This is a genomic window from Bradyrhizobium sp. WYCCWR15520 (genome assembly GCF_056174665.1).
On record NZ_JBWBWM010000014.1, the window covers coordinates 1 to 19,267 of the forward strand.

16 protein-coding genes are annotated in these 19,267 nt (G+C 63.2%); 7 read left to right on the top strand and 9 right to left on the bottom strand.

Translation table 11 applies throughout. The features are described from left to right. Positions 1 to 358: 358 nt before the first annotated feature. The 3 genes from AC0QUY_RS17205 to AC0QUY_RS17215 form a co-directional block, all read right to left on the bottom strand. A complete protein-coding gene (locus AC0QUY_RS17205; RefSeq protein WP_475387682.1) occupies positions 359 to 805 on the bottom strand; it encodes a hypothetical protein in 447 nt (148 codons plus the stop codon). A 120-nt stretch (positions 806 to 925) separates the two neighbouring features. Beyond that, on the bottom strand, positions 926 to 1,285 hold the full coding sequence (locus AC0QUY_RS17210) for an ElaB/YgaM/YqjD family protein (RefSeq protein ID WP_161850218.1): 360 nt from the start codon (positions 1,283 to 1,285) through the stop codon (positions 926 to 928). A 75-nt stretch (positions 1,286 to 1,360) separates the two neighbouring features. Then, complete coding sequence (locus AC0QUY_RS17215; protein WP_475387815.1) at positions 1,361 to 2,488, bottom strand: AI-2E family transporter; 1,128 nt, start codon at positions 2,486 to 2,488, stop codon at positions 1,361 to 1,363. 264 nt (positions 2,489 to 2,752) lie between these two features. On the opposite strand from AC0QUY_RS17215, the gene AC0QUY_RS17220 reads away from it, so the two are divergent. Both AC0QUY_RS17220 and AC0QUY_RS17225 read left to right on the top strand, forming a co-directional pair. Continuing rightward, a complete protein-coding gene (locus AC0QUY_RS17220) occupies positions 2,753 to 3,508 on the top strand; it encodes a L,D-transpeptidase (protein ID WP_475387683.1) in 756 nt (251 codons plus the stop codon). A 35-nt stretch (positions 3,509 to 3,543) separates the two neighbouring features. Then, positions 3,544 to 4,191: a DUF2865 domain-containing protein gene (locus tag AC0QUY_RS17225; protein WP_475387684.1), complete on the top strand. Its 648-nt coding sequence runs from the start codon at positions 3,544 to 3,546 to the stop codon at positions 4,189 to 4,191. 39 nt (positions 4,192 to 4,230) lie between these two features. On the opposite strand, the gene AC0QUY_RS17230 is transcribed toward AC0QUY_RS17225, so the two are convergent. Beyond that, positions 4,231 to 6,324, bottom strand: a complete 2,094-nt coding sequence (locus AC0QUY_RS17230) for a methyl-accepting chemotaxis protein (RefSeq protein ID WP_475387685.1) — start codon at positions 6,322 to 6,324, stop codon at positions 4,231 to 4,233. A gap of 200 nt (positions 6,325 to 6,524) precedes the next feature. Between AC0QUY_RS17230 and AC0QUY_RS17235 the strand changes: the two genes are divergently transcribed. Next, the gene (locus AC0QUY_RS17235; RefSeq protein ID WP_475387686.1) at positions 6,525 to 6,677 is read left to right on the top strand and encodes a Thivi_2564 family membrane protein; all 153 of its coding nucleotides are present in this window, start codon (positions 6,525 to 6,527) and stop codon (positions 6,675 to 6,677) included. 86 nt (positions 6,678 to 6,763) lie between these two features. Here the strand turns inward: AC0QUY_RS17235 and AC0QUY_RS17240 are convergent, their stop codons facing one another. The 5 genes from AC0QUY_RS17240 to cysD all read right to left on the bottom strand — a co-directional run bounded on the left by AC0QUY_RS17240 (position 6,764) and on the right by cysD (position 15,090). Beyond that, positions 6,764 to 6,964: a CsbD family protein gene (locus AC0QUY_RS17240; RefSeq protein ID WP_057837434.1), complete on the bottom strand. Its 201-nt coding sequence runs from the start codon at positions 6,962 to 6,964 to the stop codon at positions 6,764 to 6,766. A 99-nt stretch (positions 6,965 to 7,063) separates the two neighbouring features. After that, positions 7,064 to 9,757, bottom strand: coding sequence for a DUF2235 domain-containing protein (locus AC0QUY_RS17245; protein ID WP_475387687.1), 2,694 nt, complete (start codon positions 9,755 to 9,757; stop codon positions 7,064 to 7,066). Between the two features lie 235 nt (positions 9,758 to 9,992). Beyond that, positions 9,993 to 12,155, bottom strand: a complete 2,163-nt coding sequence (locus AC0QUY_RS17250; protein ID WP_475387688.1) for a malate synthase G — start codon at positions 12,153 to 12,155, stop codon at positions 9,993 to 9,995. Positions 12,156 to 12,354: 199 nt separating this feature from the next. Further along, on the bottom strand, positions 12,355 to 14,271 hold the full coding sequence (gene cysC, locus AC0QUY_RS17255; protein ID WP_475387689.1) for an adenylyl-sulfate kinase: 1,917 nt from the start codon (positions 14,269 to 14,271) through the stop codon (positions 12,355 to 12,357). A 24-nt stretch (positions 14,272 to 14,295) separates the two neighbouring features. Beyond that, the gene (gene cysD / locus AC0QUY_RS17260) at positions 14,296 to 15,090 is read right to left on the bottom strand and encodes a sulfate adenylyltransferase subunit CysD (RefSeq protein WP_161856236.1); all 795 of its coding nucleotides are present in this window, start codon (positions 15,088 to 15,090) and stop codon (positions 14,296 to 14,298) included. Positions 15,091 to 15,345: 255 nt separating this feature from the next. Between cysD and cysG the strand changes: the two genes are divergently transcribed. From cysG to AC0QUY_RS17280, 4 genes are read left to right on the top strand one after another with little or no spacing between them, the layout of a single operon-like run. Next, the gene (gene cysG, locus AC0QUY_RS17265; RefSeq protein WP_475387690.1) at positions 15,346 to 16,782 is read left to right on the top strand and encodes a siroheme synthase CysG; all 1,437 of its coding nucleotides are present in this window, start codon (positions 15,346 to 15,348) and stop codon (positions 16,780 to 16,782) included. Then, complete coding sequence (locus tag AC0QUY_RS17270) at positions 16,779 to 17,093, top strand: DUF2849 domain-containing protein (protein WP_161850207.1); 315 nt, start codon at positions 16,779 to 16,781, stop codon at positions 17,091 to 17,093. The genes cysG and AC0QUY_RS17270 overlap by 4 nt, the downstream gene beginning before the upstream one ends. A gap of 12 nt (positions 17,094 to 17,105) precedes the next feature. Then, positions 17,106 to 18,761, top strand: a complete 1,656-nt coding sequence (locus AC0QUY_RS17275; RefSeq protein ID WP_475387691.1) for a nitrite/sulfite reductase — start codon at positions 17,106 to 17,108, stop codon at positions 18,759 to 18,761. Beyond that, positions 18,748 to 19,263 carry a DUF934 domain-containing protein gene (locus AC0QUY_RS17280; protein WP_475387692.1) on the top strand — a complete coding sequence of 172 codons (516 nt, stop codon included), beginning with the start codon at positions 18,748 to 18,750 and terminating at the stop codon, positions 19,261 to 19,263. Before AC0QUY_RS17275 ends, AC0QUY_RS17280 begins: the two co-directional genes overlap by 14 nt. The last annotated feature ends 4 nt before the right edge of the window (positions 19,264 to 19,267 follow it).

Sequence of the window (19,267 nt, forward strand, 5' to 3'; positions counted from 1 at the left end):
GCGCTTGCAAAGCCGACAGACCGGTGAACGGGCGGGGTCAAGGCCGCAGCCGCCGTAGGCGGGGGCGCGCCAGCGCCAGCCTTGAGGCCGGCCGATCACCGGGCTACTTCCAGCACAGTTGCTCTGAACAAGCGGGCGATGAAGAGCTGCAAACCTCGGGCATAACATGTCCCGAGATCGCGAAACTATATCCACGTCCTTGCGAGCCAACGGGTCGGCGCGAAGCGCCGCCCGATGACAGGCTCAGCGAAGCAATCCAGCTATCCGCGCGCGGCGCTATGGATTGTTTCGCTTCGCTCGAATGACGTCGAGAGGCCGCGGCATGCTGGTTGCTTCGCCGTCACGGAGTCCGGACCCGCTACTCCGCCGGCGCCTCGCTGTTGCTTGTGTTGGCGCGGCTTGCCAGAAATCCCAGCGCCAGTCCGCCGACGGCGAGAATCGGGATCAGCCGCTTGACGCCGATGGCGCGGATCACCTGGATGCCCATCGCAACCATCGCCGGATCGGAGAGCACGGTCTGCGCGGTGGACTTCGCGGCCTTCGCCGCCTGTTCGGCGCGCGCCTCGATCTGCCGCTTGCGCATCATGTAGCAGCCGCCAGCGATCATGGCGACCACGAAGAAGATGGCGGCCCCGGTCAGGCAGGCTTGCACGGGACCATAATTTTGCAACACGAACACGAAAGCCGCCGCGCAGAGAAAGGCGGTCGTGACCAGCAACGCCATCGCCGCCGCCGCCGCCAGCGACGTCAGTCGCACCACCGTGGCGGTCGATTCCTTGAAATCATCGATGAATCGTTGAAACATGGCGCGCCTCAATCCGAAAATAGCTTCAACAAAACAAGCAGCGCCGTGCAACCGCTACGACGATGCAAGGGATGGCTCTCCCGTGCGCGCCGCCCTGCGCTGGATTCACCTGCGCCAGAATCACCTTCGCCAGGTCACGCCGATCAGAAAGCCGATACCCAGCGCCAAGGCGACGGTCGCCAGCGGCCGCTGCGTGATGGCGTCCTCCAGCGTCTCCTCGATCGAGGACGCCGCGTCATGGGCGGCATCCATCATCGCGCTGCCGCGCTCCGACATGTCCTCGACCGCCTGCTCCGCATTGGCGCGCGCCTGCTTGTAGCCGCGCCGGGCCTGCTTGGTGGCGGTGCCGGCAAAACTGTTCAGCGCGTCGGTGATCTGCTCGGTCAGGGCTGCGATATCGTTTTTCACGGCGACTACATCCTTTTCCAGGCGTTCATAGGTTGCTTTGTCCGTGAGATTTTTCGTGGCGGCGTCAGACATCGAAAGCTCCCCGGTGCTGAATTTAGCTGCGGAACAAACGCACCGTCTGATCGGAAGTTCCCGAGACGAAACCGGTTAATCCTCCGGCAATTGCGGGGAATCGGGCGGCATCAAATGCTCCTTCACGATCAGCGCGACGATCAGAAGCGGCGACGACAGGAATGCGCCCATCGGGCCCCACAGCCAGGTCCAGAAGGCGAGCACGATGAAAACGGCGAGCGCGTTCAGGGCCAGCCGGCGTCCGACGATCATCGGCGTCAGGAAATGGCCCTCCAGGAAGGTCATCGCCGCAAACATTGTCGGCGCCAGCAGGCCGGCGCTGATGGTCGGGAACGCGACGAGACCGACCACGACCAGGACGGCGAACATCGCCACCGGGCCGATGATCGGAATGAAATTGAGAATCGCGGCCAGCGCGCCGAGGCTGGCCGGATTGGGCATGCCCGTGATCGCGCAAATCAGGCCAGTGGCGATGCCAACGCCGACATTGATCATGGTCACCATCAGCAGGTAGCCGCCGAGATGGTCCTCAATCTCGTTGAGGATCCGCAGCGTCCGCAGCCGCCACTCGCGCTCGCCGAAATTCATGATCAGGGCCCGGCGCAGGTCCCGCCAGCTCGCGATGAACAGGATCAGGGTTGCCATGAAGAGCAGGAACTCGGCAAAGGTCGGCGACAGAAACTCCAATGTGGGCTGCACCCAGTCGATCTTGGGCAGATGGAATGTCGTGAGCGTGCCGGGGCCGCCGAGCATGCTCTGCAATTCCTGCCAGAGTGCGAGCGGACGGTCGAACACGTGCAGCTTCTCCCTCAGCGCCGACCCCAGCTCAGGCAGCTTGCCGCTCCATTCCACCGCGGGCGAAGCGATCAGGCCGACCATGAAGGCGACCGCGGCGCTGCCGACGGCCACGATCACGACGGCTGCGACGGCTCGCGGAATGCGGAAACGCTCGAGGAGACTGGCCGCCGGCGACAGCATGGTGCCGACGATGAAGGCCATCGTGACCGGCAGAAAGAACGCCTTGGCGAGATAAAGCCCGGTGATGACGCAGATGATCAAGAGGCCGACGAGGGCGATCGCCACCACTTCCGTGCGGCGAATGACCGGCGGCGACTCGGCTTTGCTGTCCGGCACCGGCTCGCCCTCGTGCGGAAGCTTGCGTTCTCCGGGCGGAGGTTTGGTCGGTGTAGATTTGGCGGCCAAAGGCTTGGCGGAGGAGGGCTTGGTGGGCGAAGGCTTGGGGGGAATGACGCTCACAATGGTTTTCCCTCGCCCGAAGCGGCGATGACACGGCAAAAAGCAACGTCGCAAAACGAACCGCGGTCATAACGTGGCGCGGCGGCACGGGTTCCAACGCGCAAGATGCGCCCGATGTCGCGCCGGACAGCCGCAAAGGAACTGCCGGCCTGTAGCTGCGTTTTGTTTGGCAGAGCATCCAGCGATGCACATACCCCGCGGGGCAGTCCCATGACACAGTCTTCCGACCGCCGACTTTCGTCGCGCGTGGCAAGCGCGCTCGTCCTCATCAGCGCTTTGCTGACATCGTTAGTGGTCTTGAGCGCCGCGAATGCGCAGACGTTTAGCTATGCCCAGCCGAGTGCATATCCCACCGATGAGGTGATAGGGTCTGACGAAGGCGCGACGCCCGAGCGGCTTCGCCGTGCCGTCGTCGCCTTTGGGACGACGGAAGCGCCGGGCACGATCATCATCGATACCGGCAACACCACACTCTATTATGTGCTCGGCCAGGGCCGGGCCATCAGGTATGGCGTCGGCGTCGGCCGCGAAGGCTTTACCTGGTCCGGCGTGCAGACGGTCAGCCGCAAGGCAGAATGGCCGGACTGGCATCCCCCGGCGGAGATGATCGCGCGCCAGCCCTATCTGCCGCGCTTCATGGCCGGCGGCCCCGGCAATCCGCTCGGCGCGCGGGCGATGTATCTCGGCACCAGCCAATACCGCATTCACGGCACCAACGATCCCTCGACGATCGGAAAATTCGTCTCGTCGGGCTGCATCCGCCTGACCAATGAGGACATCACCGACCTGTTCAGCCGCGTCAATGTCGGAACGAAAGTCGTGGTGCTGCCGAAGAACGCGCCGGTCATGGCGCGCGGCGGAGATGGCAGGACGGTTCGTCCGGCCGGCGTGCAGCCACGGCCCCTTGGGATCGCGCCGCCTTCGGGGCGTCAGGCCATGAACCTGACGGCGGCGCAGCTCTACTGAGCGGATGCGTTGTGTTGGATAGGAGGAGAAGATTGATGCGACCTGGAAAACTGGCAGCGTGGGGAGCAGCCGCGGTGGTTTGCGCGTCCGCGCTGGCGCCTGCCGCGCAGGCCCAGGACTTCTTCTCGCAATTGTTTGGCGGCTTCGGCCGCCAGCGCCACCAACCCTATGTCCAGATGCCGTTCCCCAATGAAGATGGCCGCGTATACGCGCCGCGCGGCGAGGGACGGGCGAGGTACAGCGGAGGCGGCGGCAGCCAGGCCTATTGCGTGCGGACTTGCGACGGCCGTTATTTCCCGCTTCCGGCGTCCGACAATGCCAGCCGCGCCACGGCCTGCAACAGCTTCTGCCCGGCGAGCGAGACCAAGCTGTTCTATGGCAGCAGCATCGACGAGGCGACCACCGACAACGGCAAATCCTATTCCGATCTGCCGAACGCATTCCGCTATCGCAACGAGCTCGTCAACGGCTGCACCTGCAACGGCAAGGACCCGGTCGGGCTGGCGCAGGTAAAGGTCGAGAACGATCCGACGCTGCGCAAGGGCGACATCGTCGCCGGCGAAAACGGCCTGCTGGTCGCCGGCCGCAGTGGCGACAGGCGCGGCGCCGAAGTGAACTTCTCACCGGCCTCTAAAAAGGTGCGCGCCAAGTATGACCGCGTGCCTATCGTGGCGCGGGAGTGAGAAGTCTACAGTCTGTCAAGCCCGGGGCATGACGAGCGGTTAAGCCGCGCGGATCTTGCCGAGGAATTCGGTGACCTGATTGCCGAGTTGCTGGCTCTGCGTCTCCAGCGTCTGGGACGCGTGCTTCACATCCTCGGCAGCGGCTGCCGCCGCGTCGGCATCGGCCTTCACGCCGTTGATGTTGTCGGACACGTTCTTGGTGCCCTGCGCGGCAAACTGGGTCGAGCGCGTGATCTCCTGCGTCGCGGCGCCCTGTTGCTGCACGGCGGCGGCAATCGCGGTCGCGACCTCGTTGACTTCGCCGATGATGCTGCCGATGCCCTTGATGGCGTCGATGGCCTCGCCGGCGACCCGCTGGATGTCCGAGATCTGCTCGGAAATCTCCTCGGTCGCCTTCGCGGTCTGGCTCGCCAGCGATTTGACTTCGGAGGCGACCACCGCAAAGCCGCGGCCGGCCTCACCGGCGCGCGCGGCCTCGATGGTGGCGTTGAGCGCGAGCAGGTTGGTCTGCGCGGCGATGGTGTTGATCAGGCCGATCACCTCGCCGATCCGTCCCGCCGATTGGGCAAGCCCCTGGACGGTGCCGTCGGTATCGCGTGCCTGGCCGACCGCGCGGCTGGCGATACCGGCGGCGTGCGCCGCCTGCTGGCTGATGTCGTTGATCGAGGCGCTCAGCTCTTCGGAAGCCGCCGCAACCGTCTCGACGCTCATTGAGGCCTCGCCGGAAGCTTTCTCGGCGACCTGGACGCGCTCGTTGGTCTGGCGCGAGATGGTCGAGAGGCCGGACGAGGTGGTTCGCATCTGGCCGGAGGCATCGCCGAGCTGGCTGAGCGTCTGGCGCACCATGCCCTCGAACTCGCCGACATAGCTCTCGATCGCCTGTTGCCGCGCCATGGCGCCGGCGTTGCGCTCGCGCTCTTGTGCCTCGATCCGGGCCTTGTCGGCGGCCTGCTGCTTGAACGTCTCCAGCGCGCCGGCCAGCGCGCCGATTTCGTCCTGGCGCGCGGCGTAGCCGGTATCGACGTGGAGATCGCCGGCGGCGACCTTCAGCATGGAGTCGCGCATGATGTGCAACGGCTTGATGGCGCGGCGGGCGACGATCACCTGGGCGCCGAAGGCCAGTGCGAGTGCGCCGATCAGCAATACGAGCTGCATCGTCAGCGAGCGGCGGGCGGTAGCGTACAAATGCGCGGCGTGATCCTTGGCGGCGTCGAGCGCGGCTTCGGCAACATTGACGGCGGCAGAGAGCCGCCCGACCGTGACCGGGGTCCACTGGTTGGCGGTCAGTTCCGGCTTCTCGCCGGCTACGATCTGCGCCAGCAGCCGGTCGCGCAGGCTGAGATAGGACGGCTCGAAATAGGCGGTCTTGGTCGCGGCGATCGCGCTTGAGATCGCCGGCGGCAACTGCATTCCCGACGCGGTGAGTTGCAGCGCGCTCCACGCGGCGTCGATACCGCCGGAGTATTTCGTGTAGGCAAGGCTCGCCTCGGGCGAGACCTTTCCGGTGCTGAGCCCGGTCGAAACGATCAGCGAGGCTTCGCCCGCGGTGTTGCGCAGCAGCCAGGCGATCTGCTTGATCGCCAGCAACTGGTCGATGGTCGCGTCCTGGTGATTGACGGCGGCGCTAAGGGCTCCCGAAAGCTTCTCCAGCGTCTCCAGCATGGTGCTGGCGGCAGCAAAGTACTCCTTGGCCAGTTCGGGCCGGCGCTGTGCCTTCGGCTTGGCCACGGCGTCCCAGAATTCCTTCTGCAGCGCGGTCATCGTCTTGTACAGGCGGTCGAACTCCGGGACGAGCGTTTGCGCTTGCGCGAATTCCACGCTGCCGAGGAGGCCAAGTGCGTTGCTCATCGCCGGCATCTCGGTGTCGCGGATGTTGCGCAGATATTTTTCGATATCGGCGTCCATCGGCGCGTCGGAGTTCAGCAGCCGATTGGTCGTGGAGCGGTCGGTGCGCAGATTATGCATCGCCTTGAAGATGTTCGCGGAGGCGTCCGCGATCACCGCAATGCGGCTTGCCGCCTGCAGGCGGCCCCAGGAATCCCAGGCATTGAGCGAAAATCCGACCACCACGCAGAAGGAGGTGACGAGGATGACGGTCTTCAGCAGCGCGGATACGGTCAGACGGTTCAACATGATGCTCCCCCAAAGCGCCCGGTCATTTGGGGGGAGAACGGTAAATGGTTTGGCCAGTTATATCCGCGTAGAAATACGAGGATCCTTGAAAAGACTGCCATTTTTCGTGTGGCGGGTAGTTCCTTGCCTGGAACTCGCCGCTCTCATTCACGTTAACAAAATACTACCAGCGCACTCATACGAGCGCCGAAGGGGGCCACATGCTGATCAGTATCCTCATCACGTTTCTGGTTGTTATCCTCGTCCTCTATCTCATCAACCTCCTGCCGCTCGACGGCCGCGCCAAGCAGATCGCACGCGTCGTCGTGATCATCCTCGGCGTGATCTCGCTGTTGAGATACATCACGGTCTAGGGTGTGCGCGGCGGACTTGCCCGCAGCGGAACGTCGTAACGAAAAAGCCCCGGCATCGAGCCGGGGCTTTCATTTCGAATACCAACTTACTTCAAGGTGCTGAACCAGTCGTCCACGTCCTTGCGGATCTGGTCCTTCGCAAAGCCGTAGCGCTGCTGCAGCTTGCCTTCGAGTTGTTCGCGGCGGCCCTCGATGACGTTGAGATCGTCATCGGTGAGCTTGCCCCACTTCTCCTTGGCGGAACCCTTGAACTGTTTCCAGTTGCCTTCGACCCTGTTCCAATCCATCGCTGTCTCCTTCCATGTCGGGATGTCCAACAACGGACAAGAAGCTCCAGCGTTCCTCCTAAACCGATGCGGCATCGTGGCTCGCTGATCGAAAACCCCTCAGTTAGGCTGCCGGGCGCGTTGCACGCTTATCGTGGCCTTGCCGGAATTGTCTTCGTAGAAATAGTTGCGCTTTCCCGGCCATCCCCACACCGCATCGTTGGCGTACAGGAACAGTTCTCCGCTTCGCTTGGGAATGATCTGAACGTCGAGCCTGTTGGTCCGGGTATCCTCGTCAGGTTCCAGCACGCGCTCGTCACTTCCGATCGATCCGACGCGCGCGATGACCTTGAACGGCTCAACGAACAGGTGACGCTTGAGGGGCCATTTGATCGCCTCCTTCACCTTGGTGACAAAACCCGAATTCAACCTGCCGCGGGTGCTGACAATGGTGCCGTCGCCGTCTCGCCAGGCGTGATCACTGTCCTTCGGATCGGGTGGCGTCACGGTGATGGTGTATTTCTGACCCTGCTCGAGCCAGATGCCCGTCGCGTGGCAGACCTCGCGAATATCCAGCTGCTTCCGCTTTTCGCCGACCGGACCTATTTCGCAGGTAAAGGGACAGGTGGCGACATTGGCAATACGCGTTGAGGGCGGCTTGCCAGGTTCGGGCGGATTGGCAACCCGGCACACCGGCATGTCGTAACTGCAGTTGGCCCTGCGATCGTCGCAGTTGGGCTTGCGCATGGAGTCACAGATGGGTTGGCCTTCTCCGCAAAACACGTCGCGGCCGTTGCTGCATTTCGGTGGGTCACCCGGTTTTGGACAGGAGGCAATGCCGGGAGAAACACAGGCGCCCAGACCTTGATCCGTAACCCTAGCGCCGCGGGCAATGGCGTTCGTGATATTGTCGCTCTGGCTGCAGACCCTTCCGCTGGCTTCCTCGAAGCTGAAAACAAGATGGCTGCCGAACAGGACAGCAAGCACAATAAAGCTGCAGGCAAACACCAACGGCAGTATGAAGAGCTTCAGGCCGCGAACCGTTGCTCGGTATGGCCGCCACGTGCGCAGGTGGTAGACCATACCATTTGGGGTGAACAGCGCGATCCAGGTTGCCACCATGATAGCGGCGACCGAGTGGCTGATGTGAGCGGCCAGAAATTGCTCTCCGCTTCCGGGCAGGCGTATCCAGGCCGGAAGATGGGCGTGTCCAATGAGATAGGCGATGACCACAAGACTGATGACACCACAAGCGATCCCGAACTTTGACGGAACTGGCGTCGGAGCAGAGCGCCAGACACGCTCCATTCTGTCTTCGATTTTTCTTCCGAGCCTGACGCCAAGCCAGATCAGAAAAATGACGAGCAATCCGAGCATCAGAAAATGACTGGGATCGCGCGCATAGGCATTAATCCACAGCGCAAGGCCCCCCGGCAGAACATGACCGACAGCTCTGATGGCCCCGGATACCAAGCTTAGCGGACTGGTGAACTCGCCCGAACTGGGGATGATCCGCGAGAGCGGATAGATCGCGATATAGAGCGAAGCGAACACGGTAACAAAGTAGATGATGCGCCGCCGCCAGACGTCGTTCCAGATTTGCTCCTGCATGTCGCATCGCGCCGCCGCCTGCGCCTGGGTCTCCAGTTTTGCCTGCGGCTGGATGCCGGCGTCGGTAAGGAGGTCATACCGCTGCGGGATACCGATCGGCGCATATCGATGAGCGCCCTTCTGCGCTCGGATGATCGCCGTCTCGTGAATGGTTGGCGGATTGTTGTCGACGCGATCGCCCTCGCGAAGTGAGAACCGCATATGACTCAGGTCCTCGATCCGTCGCGGACCATAACGGTAGTAACCACCGAGCCCGTTGCGGGAATCGTACAGCCGGCCGTCCTTGTCGCGGCGCCATTCTGCATAGACCATCATGTCGGGATCGGGATTGGTCGGCTGGCTCGGAATGGTCTTGAACTGCAGGCCGAGCGACTGGGCCTCCCGCATCATCCAATAGAGCGGAATATAGGCAAGCGAGTCGTCAGGGTAGCCGCCGCCGACGTTGGAATGGACGCCAGCAAACCACACCTGGCTTAGACGCTCGCGCGGCACGCCTTGCTCGTTCCAGAGCACGGGATGGAATGTCGTCCGCTCGTCGTCAAGCGACAGGGCGTGGCAGGCGCGCTGGATCCTGGGGTCGAAGCTTCGATCGGGCAGTTCAAGCGGCCAGATATACTGGCTGACGCCGCGCGCCATCTCATCGATCGGTAATCCATAGGCAGCGACCGTGTCCCAGACACCCACGAAGTCGATGCGTTCAACAGGGCGGTTCTGCGCCTTGTCGTAGCGTTTACCCGCCAAATAGAGGACCGCGTCGCGAAGCTTCCGAAATGGCCACTCAAGGCGCAGGAACGTATGGAAGCGCTCGGCACGATAGGCGCGATAGGCCATCGCCGCCTTTTCGTAGAGCTCGGCCTTGGTCGCCCCAGTGACGAGCCCCTGGTGCAATACCAGGCCGATGACGACGCGCATGGTGAAAGCGCCGCGGCTGAAGCCGAAGCCGAATATCTGATCGCCCGGCTGGTAGTTTGCGCAAAGGAATTTATAGATGTCGAGAACGTTGCGCTTGAGGCCCCATCCGAACACGCCGCCCAAGATCGCAAGCGGCTTGAAAGATGAGGTGCCGACGCCGTCATCGTAAAAGGCGACCTGATCGTTTCCCCTGAGATCAAGGCTCTCGAACACGCGCCAGACGTTGGACTTCCAGACCCTGGCGGCCGAATTGCCGGTGCCATCCGACAACAGGATGATGCGCTTGGACATGGATTGCCCCCGGAAAAACAATTTTGAAAATCAGCGCAGCCAAAATCAATAATGGGAATGCCGCGTCCTTCGGACACCGGGTGCTTCAAATACTGCCTCAGGTTGAGTGTCCGCGCAAGTCACCCGTCGCAAATCGCGCCGTGATGCGATTCAGGATCGGCGGGTTGCTTGCCCACGGAGCAGTGCAATGAAAAAGCCCCGGCATTTGCCGGGGCTTTCGAAAACGTCGCGCTGATCAGCCTGCCGCCTTTGCTTCGCGGCGGCGCGCGGTGAGGATGTATTCAGTGTAGCCGTTCGGCTGCTCGCGGCCCTTGAAGACGAGGTCGCAGGCGGCCTGGAACGCGACGCCGTCGAACGAAGGCGCCATCGGCTTGTAGAGTGGATCGCCGGCGTTCTGCTTGTCGACCACGACCGCCATGCGCTTCAGCGACTCCATCACCTGGTCCTTGCTGACGACGCCATGCGCCAGCCAGTTGGCCAGATGCTGACTCGAAATGCGCAAGGTGGCGCGATCTTCCATCAGACCGACGTCGTGAATATCCGGCACCTTGGAACAGCCGACGCCCTGGTCGATCCAGCGCACGACATAACCGAGGATGCCCTGGCAGTTGTTGTCGATCTCCTGCTTCACATCATCGGGCGCCCAGTTCGACTGCGACACCGGAATAGTGAGGATGTCGGAGAGTTTTGCGCGCTGGCCACCCTTGGCGAGTTCCTGCTGGCGCGCGATCACGTTGACCTGGTGATAATGCAGGGCGTGCAAGGTGGCCGCGGTCGGCGACGGCACCCAGGCGGTGGTGGCGCCGGCCTGCGGATGGCCGAGCTTCTGGGTCAGCATGTCGGCCATTTTGTCGGGCGCCGCCCACATGCCCTTGCCGATCTGGGCATGGCCGGGCAGGCCGTCGATCAGGCCCATGTCGACGTTCCAGTCTTCATAGGCCTTGATCCAGGGCTGCGCCTTCATGTCGTTCTTGCGGATCATCGGACCCGCTTCCATCGAGGTATGGATTTCGTCGCCGGTGCGGTCGAGGAAGCCGGTGTTGATGAAGCAGATGCGCTTCGACGCATTCTGGATGCAGGCCTTGAGGTTGACCGTGGTGCGGCGCTCCTCGTCCATGATGCCAACCTTCATGGTATTGTCAGGCAGGCCGAGTAGCTTCTCGACTTCGCCGAACAACTCGCAGGTAAGCGCGACCTCGTCCGGACCGTGCATCTTCGGCTTGACGATATAGACCGAGCCGGTGCGGCTGTTCTTCGTTTTCGAATTGCCCTTGAGGTCGTGGATCGCGAGCAGGCCGGCGACCGCGGCATCGAGCAGGCCCTCCGGAATCTCCTCGCCCTTCTCGTCGAGCACGGCGTCGGTGAACATGTGATGGCCGACATTGCGCATCAACAGGAGGCTGCGGCCGTGCAGCGTGATGTCCTTGCCGTCGGGCGTCTTGTAGGTGCGGTCGGGGTTGAGAGAACGCTTCAGCGTCTTGCCGCCCTTTTCGAAATCGGCCGAGAGCGTGCCGTTCATCAGGCCGAGCGTGTTGCGATAGACCAGCACTTTGTCCTCGGCATCGACGGCGGCAACCGAGTCTTCCATGTCGAGAATGGTCGAGACCGCCGATTCCAGGATCATGTCGGCAACGCCAGCCGGATCGTCCTTGCCGATGACGTGGTTGCGGTCGATCTTCACTTCGACATGCATGCCGTTGTTGACCAGCAGCACCGCGCTCGGTGACGCGGCATCGCCCTGGAAGCCGGCGAACTGCGCAGCCGTTTTCAGCGCAGTGGCATTGCCGCTCTTCAGCTTCACGGCGAGCTGGCCGGCGATGACGCTATACGACGTCACGTCGGTGTGGCTGCCGGTCGCGAGCGGCACGGCGGCGTCGAGGAAGGCTTTTGCCTTGGCGATCACCTTGTCGCCGCGCGCCTTGTTGTAACCCTTACCGCTCTCGCTCGGATCATGCGGGATCGCGTCGGTGCCGTAGAAGGCGTCATAGAGCGAGCCCCAGCGCGCATTCGCCGCGTTCAGCGCGTAGCGGGCGTTGGTCAGGGGAACGACGAGCTGCGGTCCGCAGATCTTGCCGATTTCCTCGTCGACGTTGGATGTCTCGACCTTCTGCGTGGCCGGCTCGGGCAGGAGATAGCCGATCTCCTTCAGGAAGGCGGTATAGGCGGCCATGTCGAACGCCTTGCCCTTGTGGGCGCGATGCCAGCCGTCGATCTTGGCCTGCAGCGCGTCGCGGAAGGCGAGCAGCTCGCGATTCTTCGGCCCCAGCTTTTTGATGATGGCAGCGACACCGGCCCAGAACGCGTCGGGCGAAATCCCGGTTTTGGGGGTCGCCTCCTTGGCGATGAACTCGAACAGGACAGGGGCGATCTTCAATCCGTGGGTATCGACACGCTTCATGATGGGCTTTCTCAAAAGAAATGGCGTTTGCAGGCTGTTTTCAGGCCAAAACAGCAAAAAACGCGCCAAAGGGGCGGCGTTGGCCGCCCTTTTAGCCCTAAAGCCGGGTCGATGAGAAGTGCCTAAAAAGGAGTCGAAGGGCCTTATTTGGTCGCGTTTTCTTCACGCGAACCGGGCTCCACTTCGCTTGAAAACGCTCCTAGATGTTGGCCGCCAGATCCACCAATTCGTCGAACAGGATGCCGGTCTCCCCAAGCATCCGCTCGATCTCCTCCGTCGCGTCCGCAACCGAGCGGATCGACGTATCGATCCTCAACTCGCAGGCGGTCGGCGGCTGGTAATCGTTGGTGATCCCGGTGAACGACGGCAGCGCGCCGGAGCGGGCCTTGGCATAGTGACCCTTGGGATCGCGGCTTTCGCACACCTCGGCGGGTGCGGCGACATGCACTTCGCGGAACATGGTGTCGGCGATGCGGCGTGCCGCGGCGCGGTCCGCGATCGCAGGCGAAACTGCGGCGACAATCGCAACATGGCCGTTGCGCGCGAGATGGGTCGCGACCTCAGCGAGGCGGCGAATGTTTTCGCTGCGGTCCTGCGGAGAGAAGCCGAGATCGTTATTGAGCCCGGCCCGCAAGGTATCGCCATCCAGCAGGATCGGCGAGCCGCCGCGCGAGAACAGCCGCCGCTCCAGCGCACGGGCGAGCGTGGATTTGCCTGAGCCCGGCAGGCCGGTCAGCCAGATCACCGCGCCGTTGTGATGGTAGCGCGCCGAACGCTCTTCGGGACGCAGCGCGGATTCGACCGGCACGATGTCGATCGGGACAGCGCGCTGCCCGGCGTCGACCGACAGCACGAGGCCGCCGCCGGCGATGCGGCCGTTGACCTCGATCACCAGCCGGCCGGTGCGCGGATTGTCCTGATAGGGATCGGCCGCGATCGGCTGCGCCAGCGAGATATCGATTTCGCCAACGTGATTGCGCGCGATCGCCTTGGTTTCCTCATTGGAGAGCTCGCCGGGATCGACCGCCTTTTCGATTGCGACCACGCTGGCGCGGGTTTCCCGTGTGCCGAGGCGGATCAGGATCTGATCGCCCTTCGACAACGGCTTGTCGTGCAGCCAGAAGATGCGCGCGCGAATCCGCCGCGTGTCGCGCGGTGTGGCGCCGGCGTGCGCAATGACATCGCCGCGCTCGACGAACAATTCGCGGTCGAGCGTGATGCCGACCGAACGGCCGGCGCCGTGGCTGCCCTTCAGCGGCGTCACCGGCCAGCTCTCGACGGTTTTGATCTTCGCAATCTTGCCGGCGGGCATGATGACGATTTCGTCGCCTGCGCACAAATGTCCGGACTCAATACGGCCCGCCACGATGCGGCGGTCATCGAATTTGTAGATCGCCTGCACGGGCAGGCGCAGCGCAAGCTGCTCCAGCGGCCGCGCCGGTTCGAGCGCATCGATGGCTTCGACCACAGTCGGGCCCTGATACCAGCCGATCCTTGGCGTATGTTCGGCAACGCCGTCACCATCGCGCGCGGAAATCGGAATGATTGCCGACGGCGTTACGCCGAGGCCGATCAGATGCGCCGAAATCTCGTCGCTGATCTCCTTGAAGCGATCCGCGCCGAAGTCCACCCGGTCCATCTTGTTGACGACAACCGCGACCTGCTTGATGCCGAGCAGATGCAGCAGATAGCCGTGCCGCCTTGTCTGGTCGCGCACGCCTTCCAGCGCGTCGATGATCAGCACGGCGCCGTCGGCCTGCGAAGCGCCGGTGATCATGTTGCGCAGGAATTCGGCGTGGCCGGGCGCGTCGATCAGCACGACGTCGCGCGAGCGGGTGCGGAAGCGGATTTGCGTGGTGTCGATGGTGATGCCCTGGTCGCGCTCGGTCTGCAGCGCATCGAGCAGGAACGACCATTCGAACGGCATGCCGCGCCGCGCGCTGACCGCCTTCAGCATTTCCAGCTTGCCCTCGGGCAGGCTGCCGGTCTCATGCAGCAGCCGTCCGACCAACGTGGATTTGCCGTGATCGACATGGCCGACGATGACGATGCGCACCTGCGGACGCGTGGTGCCGTTCGGGGTTGCCGAAACGCTGGCGGGAAGGATCATGTTCATAGCGACGCTCACACCAGGTGTCCGTTAGAGATAGCCGGCGACGCGCAGCCGCTCGAATGCATCTTCGGTTTCATGATCCAGCGCGCGGCCTGCGCGCTCCGGCACCTTGGTGCCGTCGAGCTCGGTCAGGATCTCGTCAATGCTGGAGGCGGTGGAAGTGACGGGGAAGGTGATGTCGGCGTCACCGAGCGAACGGTAGCGCTTACCCTCCTTCGAGAGGTACAGCGGAATGATCGGAATGTTCTCGCGCTTGGTGTAGGCCCAGATGTCGGCCTCGGTCCAATGCAGGATCGGGTGGATGCGCAGATGTGCGCCTTGCGGCACCGAGGCGTTGAACTGATCCCAGAATTCCGGGGGCTGATCGCGGACGTCCCAGCCGCCTTCGAGCCCGCGCGGCGAGAACACGCGCTCCTTGGCGCGGGTGGCTTCTTCGTCGCGACGAATGCCGGCGATTAATCCATCGAAGCCGTATTTGTTAAGCGCCCACTTTAGCCCTTCGGTCTTGCGGGCGGCAGATCGCGCGGCCGGCGGCAAGGTCGGATCGACGGCGTCGATCGGCGGGCAGGGTTCAATCTTGAGATCGAGGTCCCACTCCTTCCCGAAGCGGTCGCGGAACGCATACATCTCCGGAAACTTCTTGCCGGTGTCGACATGGAGCGCCGGGAACGGCACGCGGCCGAAGAAGGCCTTGCGCGCCAGCCAGATCATGACGTTAGAGTCTTTCCCAAGCGACCACAGCAGCGCGAGCTTCTTCAGCCGCGCGAACGCTTCCCGCAGGATATAGATGCTCTGCGCCTCAAGCTCGTCGAGATGGTCCATCGAGGGCGGCGGCAGCATCTCGCCGGGAAAAATTTTCGGCACAGATGATGCTTCGTGCAGGGCTGCGGACTGCAACCTGTGTCCGCTGGATTCGGGGTTGAGAAGATGCATCTCTGGGCCTTGGACTTGGGAGTGGAAAAATTCTAAAGTTGCGCCGCAATAGAGAAGAAATAATTTTCTCTTTGCGGCCCTTGATCGAGACATAAATAGAAAATAATTTCAGTCAACCCCCCAATTGGGGAAAGCGAGTGTCTGATGCGCTACCTGCCTGTGTTTCTGGATCTGCAAAGCGGCAAGGTGCTGCTCGTTGGAGCGGGGGACCTCGTGCGCGCAAAATTGCGCCTGCTGGTGTCGGCGGGCGCGCGGGTCCGCTGGTATGCGACCGACGGCAATCATGATCTGGCCGGTCTCGACGCCAATGACGCCGGGCGGATAGAGCTGGCTTCCGGCGATCCGCTGTCAGCCGATCTCTCCGGCATCATCGCGATTCTCTGCGCCGGCGCCGGCGACATCGGCATTGCGATGTCGGTGCGCGCGAAGGCGGTCGGCCTGCCCGTCAACGTGATGGACGATCTCGTGCATTCCACTTTCATCTTTCCGGCGATCGTCGATCGCGGCGACGTCGTCGTTGCCGTCGGCACCGGCGGATCGTCGCCGGTGGTCGCGCGCCGTGTGCGCGAGCGCATCGAAGCGGTGCTGCCGGCGCGCATTGGCGATCTCGCCGCCTTCATCGGCAGCTTTCGCAAATCGATGCATGCGCGCATTCCCGAATTTCCGCTGCGCCGGCGCTTCTGGGAGCGCGTGATCGACGGTCCGATCGGCGCATTGGTTCTTGCAGGGCGCAAGGACGAGGCTGAAAAGGCACTGAACGAAATCGCCGATCCTTCCGCGTTCGCCGGCGCGAGCAAGGATGGCAAGGCCGAGGGCAGGGTGACGCTGGTCGGCGCGGGTCCGGGCGATCCTGATCTGCTCACCATCAAGGCGTTGCGGGCGCTGCAGGACGCCGACGTCGTTTTCTACGACGAGCTGGTGTCGCCGGAAGTTCTCGACCGCATCCGCCGCGATGCCTCGCGCATTCCGGTCGGCCGCCGGGTCGGCAAGCCCGGCATCGGCCAGGATGCGATCAACAAATTGCTGATTGACGCCGCGAAGGCAGGACAGCGCGTGGTGCGGCTGAAGGGCGGCGATCCCTTCATCTTCGGCCGCGGTGGCGAGGAAATCGAAGTGCTGCGCGCAGCCGGCGTTACCTATTCGGTGGTGCCGGGCATTACCGCCGGCCTTGGCGCCGCCGCGCAATTCGAGGCGCCGCTCACCTATCGCCACGAAGCGCTGCGCATCACCTTCCTGACCGCGCACAAGGCCAAGGACGCCGAGACCGTCGACTGGTCGGTGCTGACAGACAAGAAGATGACCATCGTGGTCTATATGGGCATGACCGCCGCACCATCGGTCCGCGCCGGCCTGCTGGCTGCCGGCCGGTTGCCGCAAACGCCGGTCGGCGTGTTCGCGCGGGTGACGCGACCGGATGCGCAGGCCGTGGTCGGGACGTTGGAAAACCTGCCCGCGCTGGTCGAAAAAATCGATGGCGGTCCCGCCATCCTCATCATCGGCGACGTCGTCGCGCATTCCGCGCCGTGGCGTCAGTCAAATCTCAACCAAGTCCTCTCCAAACTGCTGGAAGCTGCCGAATGACCTCTCCGCTCGAACAGAAGAAAATCAGAATTACCGGGCCGTCGGTGGTGACCGCCAACCGTACCTGGGATGGCGCCGTGGTCTACCGGACCGCAGATCGGGGCTGGTCGACGGCGCTGGCCGATGCCGCGATCGTCGGTACCTCGGATGATGCGCGCGCATTGCTTGCCGAAGGCGTCGCCGATGACGTCGGTGCGGTCGGCGCCTATATCGCGCCGGTCGAAATCAAGGAGGGCGGGGTGATCAAGCCCGGCAACCTCCGTGAACACATCCGGTCGAAGGGCCTCACCATCGACCTTCTTCCGGCCTGAGGCTGACCCATCATGTATGCATATGACGAACTCGACCGCACGCTCATCAACGAGCGCGTTTCGGAATTCCGCGATCAGGTGAAGCGCCGCCTCACCGGCGAGCTGACCGAGGACGAATTCAAGATCCTGCGGCTGCAGAACGGCGTGTACCTGCAATTGCACGCCTACATGTTCCGCGTCGCGATCCCCTATGGCACGCTGTCATCGAAGCAATTGCGCCGGCTCGCGCATGTCGCCCGCCGCTATGATCGCGGTTACGGTCATTTCACCACGCGGCAGAACATCCAGTACAACTGGATCAAGCTGGCCGAGCTGCCCGATGCGCTGGCTGAGCTCGCCGAGGTCGGCATCCACGCGATGCAGACTTCCGGCAACAACATGCGCAATGTCACCTCGGACCAATGGGCCGGCGTCGCGCCCGGCGAGGTCGAGGACCCGCGCATCTGGTCGGAAATCCTGCGCCAGCACACTACGCTGCATCCGGAATTCTCGTTCCTGCCGCGCAAGTTCAAGATTGCGATCACCGCATCCGAGCACGACCGCGCCGCGATCAAGATCCACGACATCGGCTTGCGCCTGCACAAGAACGCCGACGGCGAAACCGGTTTTGAGGTGCTGGTCGGCGGCGGCCTCGGCCGCACGCCGTTCATCGCCAAGACCATCAAGCCGTTCGTGCACGGTCGCGACATCCTGAGTTATGTCGAGGCGATCCTGCGCGTCTACAACCAGTACGGCCGCCGCGACAACATCTACAAGGCCCGCATCAAGATCCTCGTCCACGAGCTCGGCATCGAAAAATTCGCGCGTGAGGTCGAGGAGGAATGGAAGCTGATGGGCGATGTCGGGCTGACGCTCGACCATTCGGCGATCGAGGAGGTGCGCTCGCGCTTCTCCTATCCAGCCTATGAAAAGCTGCCGCACATGCCGGACGAGCTGAAGCAGGCCGCGGCTGACCCGCTGTTCGAGCGCTGGCGCAAGAACTCGGTGGCTCCGCACAAGGTGCAGGGTTATTCGATCGTGACGCTGTCGCTGAAGCCGGTGGGCGGCCCGCCCGGCGACGCCACCGCCGACCAGATGGACGCGGTCGCCGATCTCGCCGACAAATATTCATTCGGCGAAATCCGCGTCGGCCACGAGCAGAACCTGGCGCTGCCGCACGTCGCCAAGCGCGACCTGCCTCAGCTCTGGAGGGCGCTCGACCGGCTCGGGCTCGCCACGCCGAACGTCAATCTGGTCACCGACATCATCGCCTGCCCGGGGCTGGATTATTGCTCGCTCGCCAATGCGCGCTCGATCCCGATCGCGCAGGAGTTGACCCGGCGTTTCGCCAACCACGATACCGCCGACATGATCGGCCGGCTGCACATCAACATCTCCGGCTGCATCAATGCCTGCGGCCATCACCATGTCGGCCATATCGGCATTCTCGGCGTCGAGAAGAACGGCGAGGAATTTTACCAGATCACTATCGGCGGCCGTGCCGACGAGAACGCGCAGATGGGCGTCCTGATCGGTCCAGCCGTTCCCTATGCGGAAGTTGCCGACGTGATCGAAGACATTGTCGAAGCCTATCTCGCGCTGCGCGACCGTCCCGAGGAGCTGTTCGTCGATACGGTGAAGCGCCTGGGCGTCGAGCCATTCAAGGAGCGGGTCTATGCCACTCGTTAAGCAGGGAAGAATCACCACCGATCTGTTCGTCCATGTTGCCGACGGCGCCGAATTGCCGGGCGACGGCGCGATCCTGATTTCAGCAGCGCGGTTTCTGGAGGATCCGGAAGCCATTCTGAAGCGCGCCGGCAAGACCGGCGTGATCTGGCCGAACAGTCGCGCCGTCGACGATCTCGTACCCTATCTCGACCGCCTGGCCGCTGTCGCACTGGTGTTCCCGACCTTCCGCGATGGCCGCGCCTATAGCCAGGCGCGCCTCTTGCGCGAACGCCACGGCTATGACGGCGAGCTGCGCGCCACCGGCCAGATCCTGCGTGATCAGTTCGTATTCATGTCGCGCGCCGGCTTCGATGCGTTCGAGGTGAAGAAGGATGCCGACGCCGACGCTTTCGCCGAGACGATGAAGCGGTATTCGGTGTTCTATCAGCCGACCGGCGACGGTCGCGTCACCGCCCTCAATCGGCGGATGCAGTTGCGTCATTCGGAGAGTGCCGGCCAGTGACCAC

Excerpts from the sequence above, each read along its gene's own strand:
- AC0QUY_RS17205 (WP_475387682.1), bottom strand. The coding sequence starts at position 805 with ATGTTTCAACGATTCATCGATGATTTCAAGGAATCGACCGCCACGGTG.
- AC0QUY_RS17210 (WP_161850218.1), bottom strand. The coding sequence starts at position 1,285 with ATGTCTGACGCCGCCACGAAAAATCTCACGGACAAAGCAACCTATGAA.
- AC0QUY_RS17220 (WP_475387683.1), top strand. The coding sequence starts at position 2,753 with ATGACACAGTCTTCCGACCGCCGACTTTCGTCGCGCGTGGCAAGCGCG.
- AC0QUY_RS17225 (WP_475387684.1), top strand. The coding sequence starts at position 3,544 with ATGCGACCTGGAAAACTGGCAGCGTGGGGAGCAGCCGCGGTGGTTTGC.
- AC0QUY_RS17230 (WP_475387685.1), bottom strand. The coding sequence starts at position 6,324 with ATGTTGAACCGTCTGACCGTATCCGCGCTGCTGAAGACCGTCATCCTC.
- AC0QUY_RS17235 (WP_475387686.1), top strand. The coding sequence starts at position 6,525 with ATGCTGATCAGTATCCTCATCACGTTTCTGGTTGTTATCCTCGTCCTC.
- AC0QUY_RS17240 (WP_057837434.1), bottom strand. The coding sequence starts at position 6,964 with ATGGATTGGAACAGGGTCGAAGGCAACTGGAAACAGTTCAAGGGTTCC.
- AC0QUY_RS17245 (WP_475387687.1), bottom strand. The coding sequence starts at position 9,757 with ATGTCCAAGCGCATCATCCTGTTGTCGGATGGCACCGGCAATTCGGCC.
- AC0QUY_RS17250 (WP_475387688.1), bottom strand. The coding sequence starts at position 12,155 with ATGAAGCGTGTCGATACCCACGGATTGAAGATCGCCCCTGTCCTGTTC.
- cysC (WP_475387689.1), bottom strand. The coding sequence starts at position 14,271 with ATGAACATGATCCTTCCCGCCAGCGTTTCGGCAACCCCGAACGGCACC.
- cysD (WP_161856236.1), bottom strand. The coding sequence starts at position 15,090 with ATGGACCATCTCGACGAGCTTGAGGCGCAGAGCATCTATATCCTGCGG.
- cysG (WP_475387690.1), top strand. The coding sequence starts at position 15,346 with ATGCGCTACCTGCCTGTGTTTCTGGATCTGCAAAGCGGCAAGGTGCTG.
- AC0QUY_RS17270 (WP_161850207.1), top strand. The coding sequence starts at position 16,779 with ATGACCTCTCCGCTCGAACAGAAGAAAATCAGAATTACCGGGCCGTCG.
- AC0QUY_RS17275 (WP_475387691.1), top strand. The coding sequence starts at position 17,106 with ATGTATGCATATGACGAACTCGACCGCACGCTCATCAACGAGCGCGTT.
- AC0QUY_RS17280 (WP_475387692.1), top strand. The coding sequence starts at position 18,748 with ATGCCACTCGTTAAGCAGGGAAGAATCACCACCGATCTGTTCGTCCAT.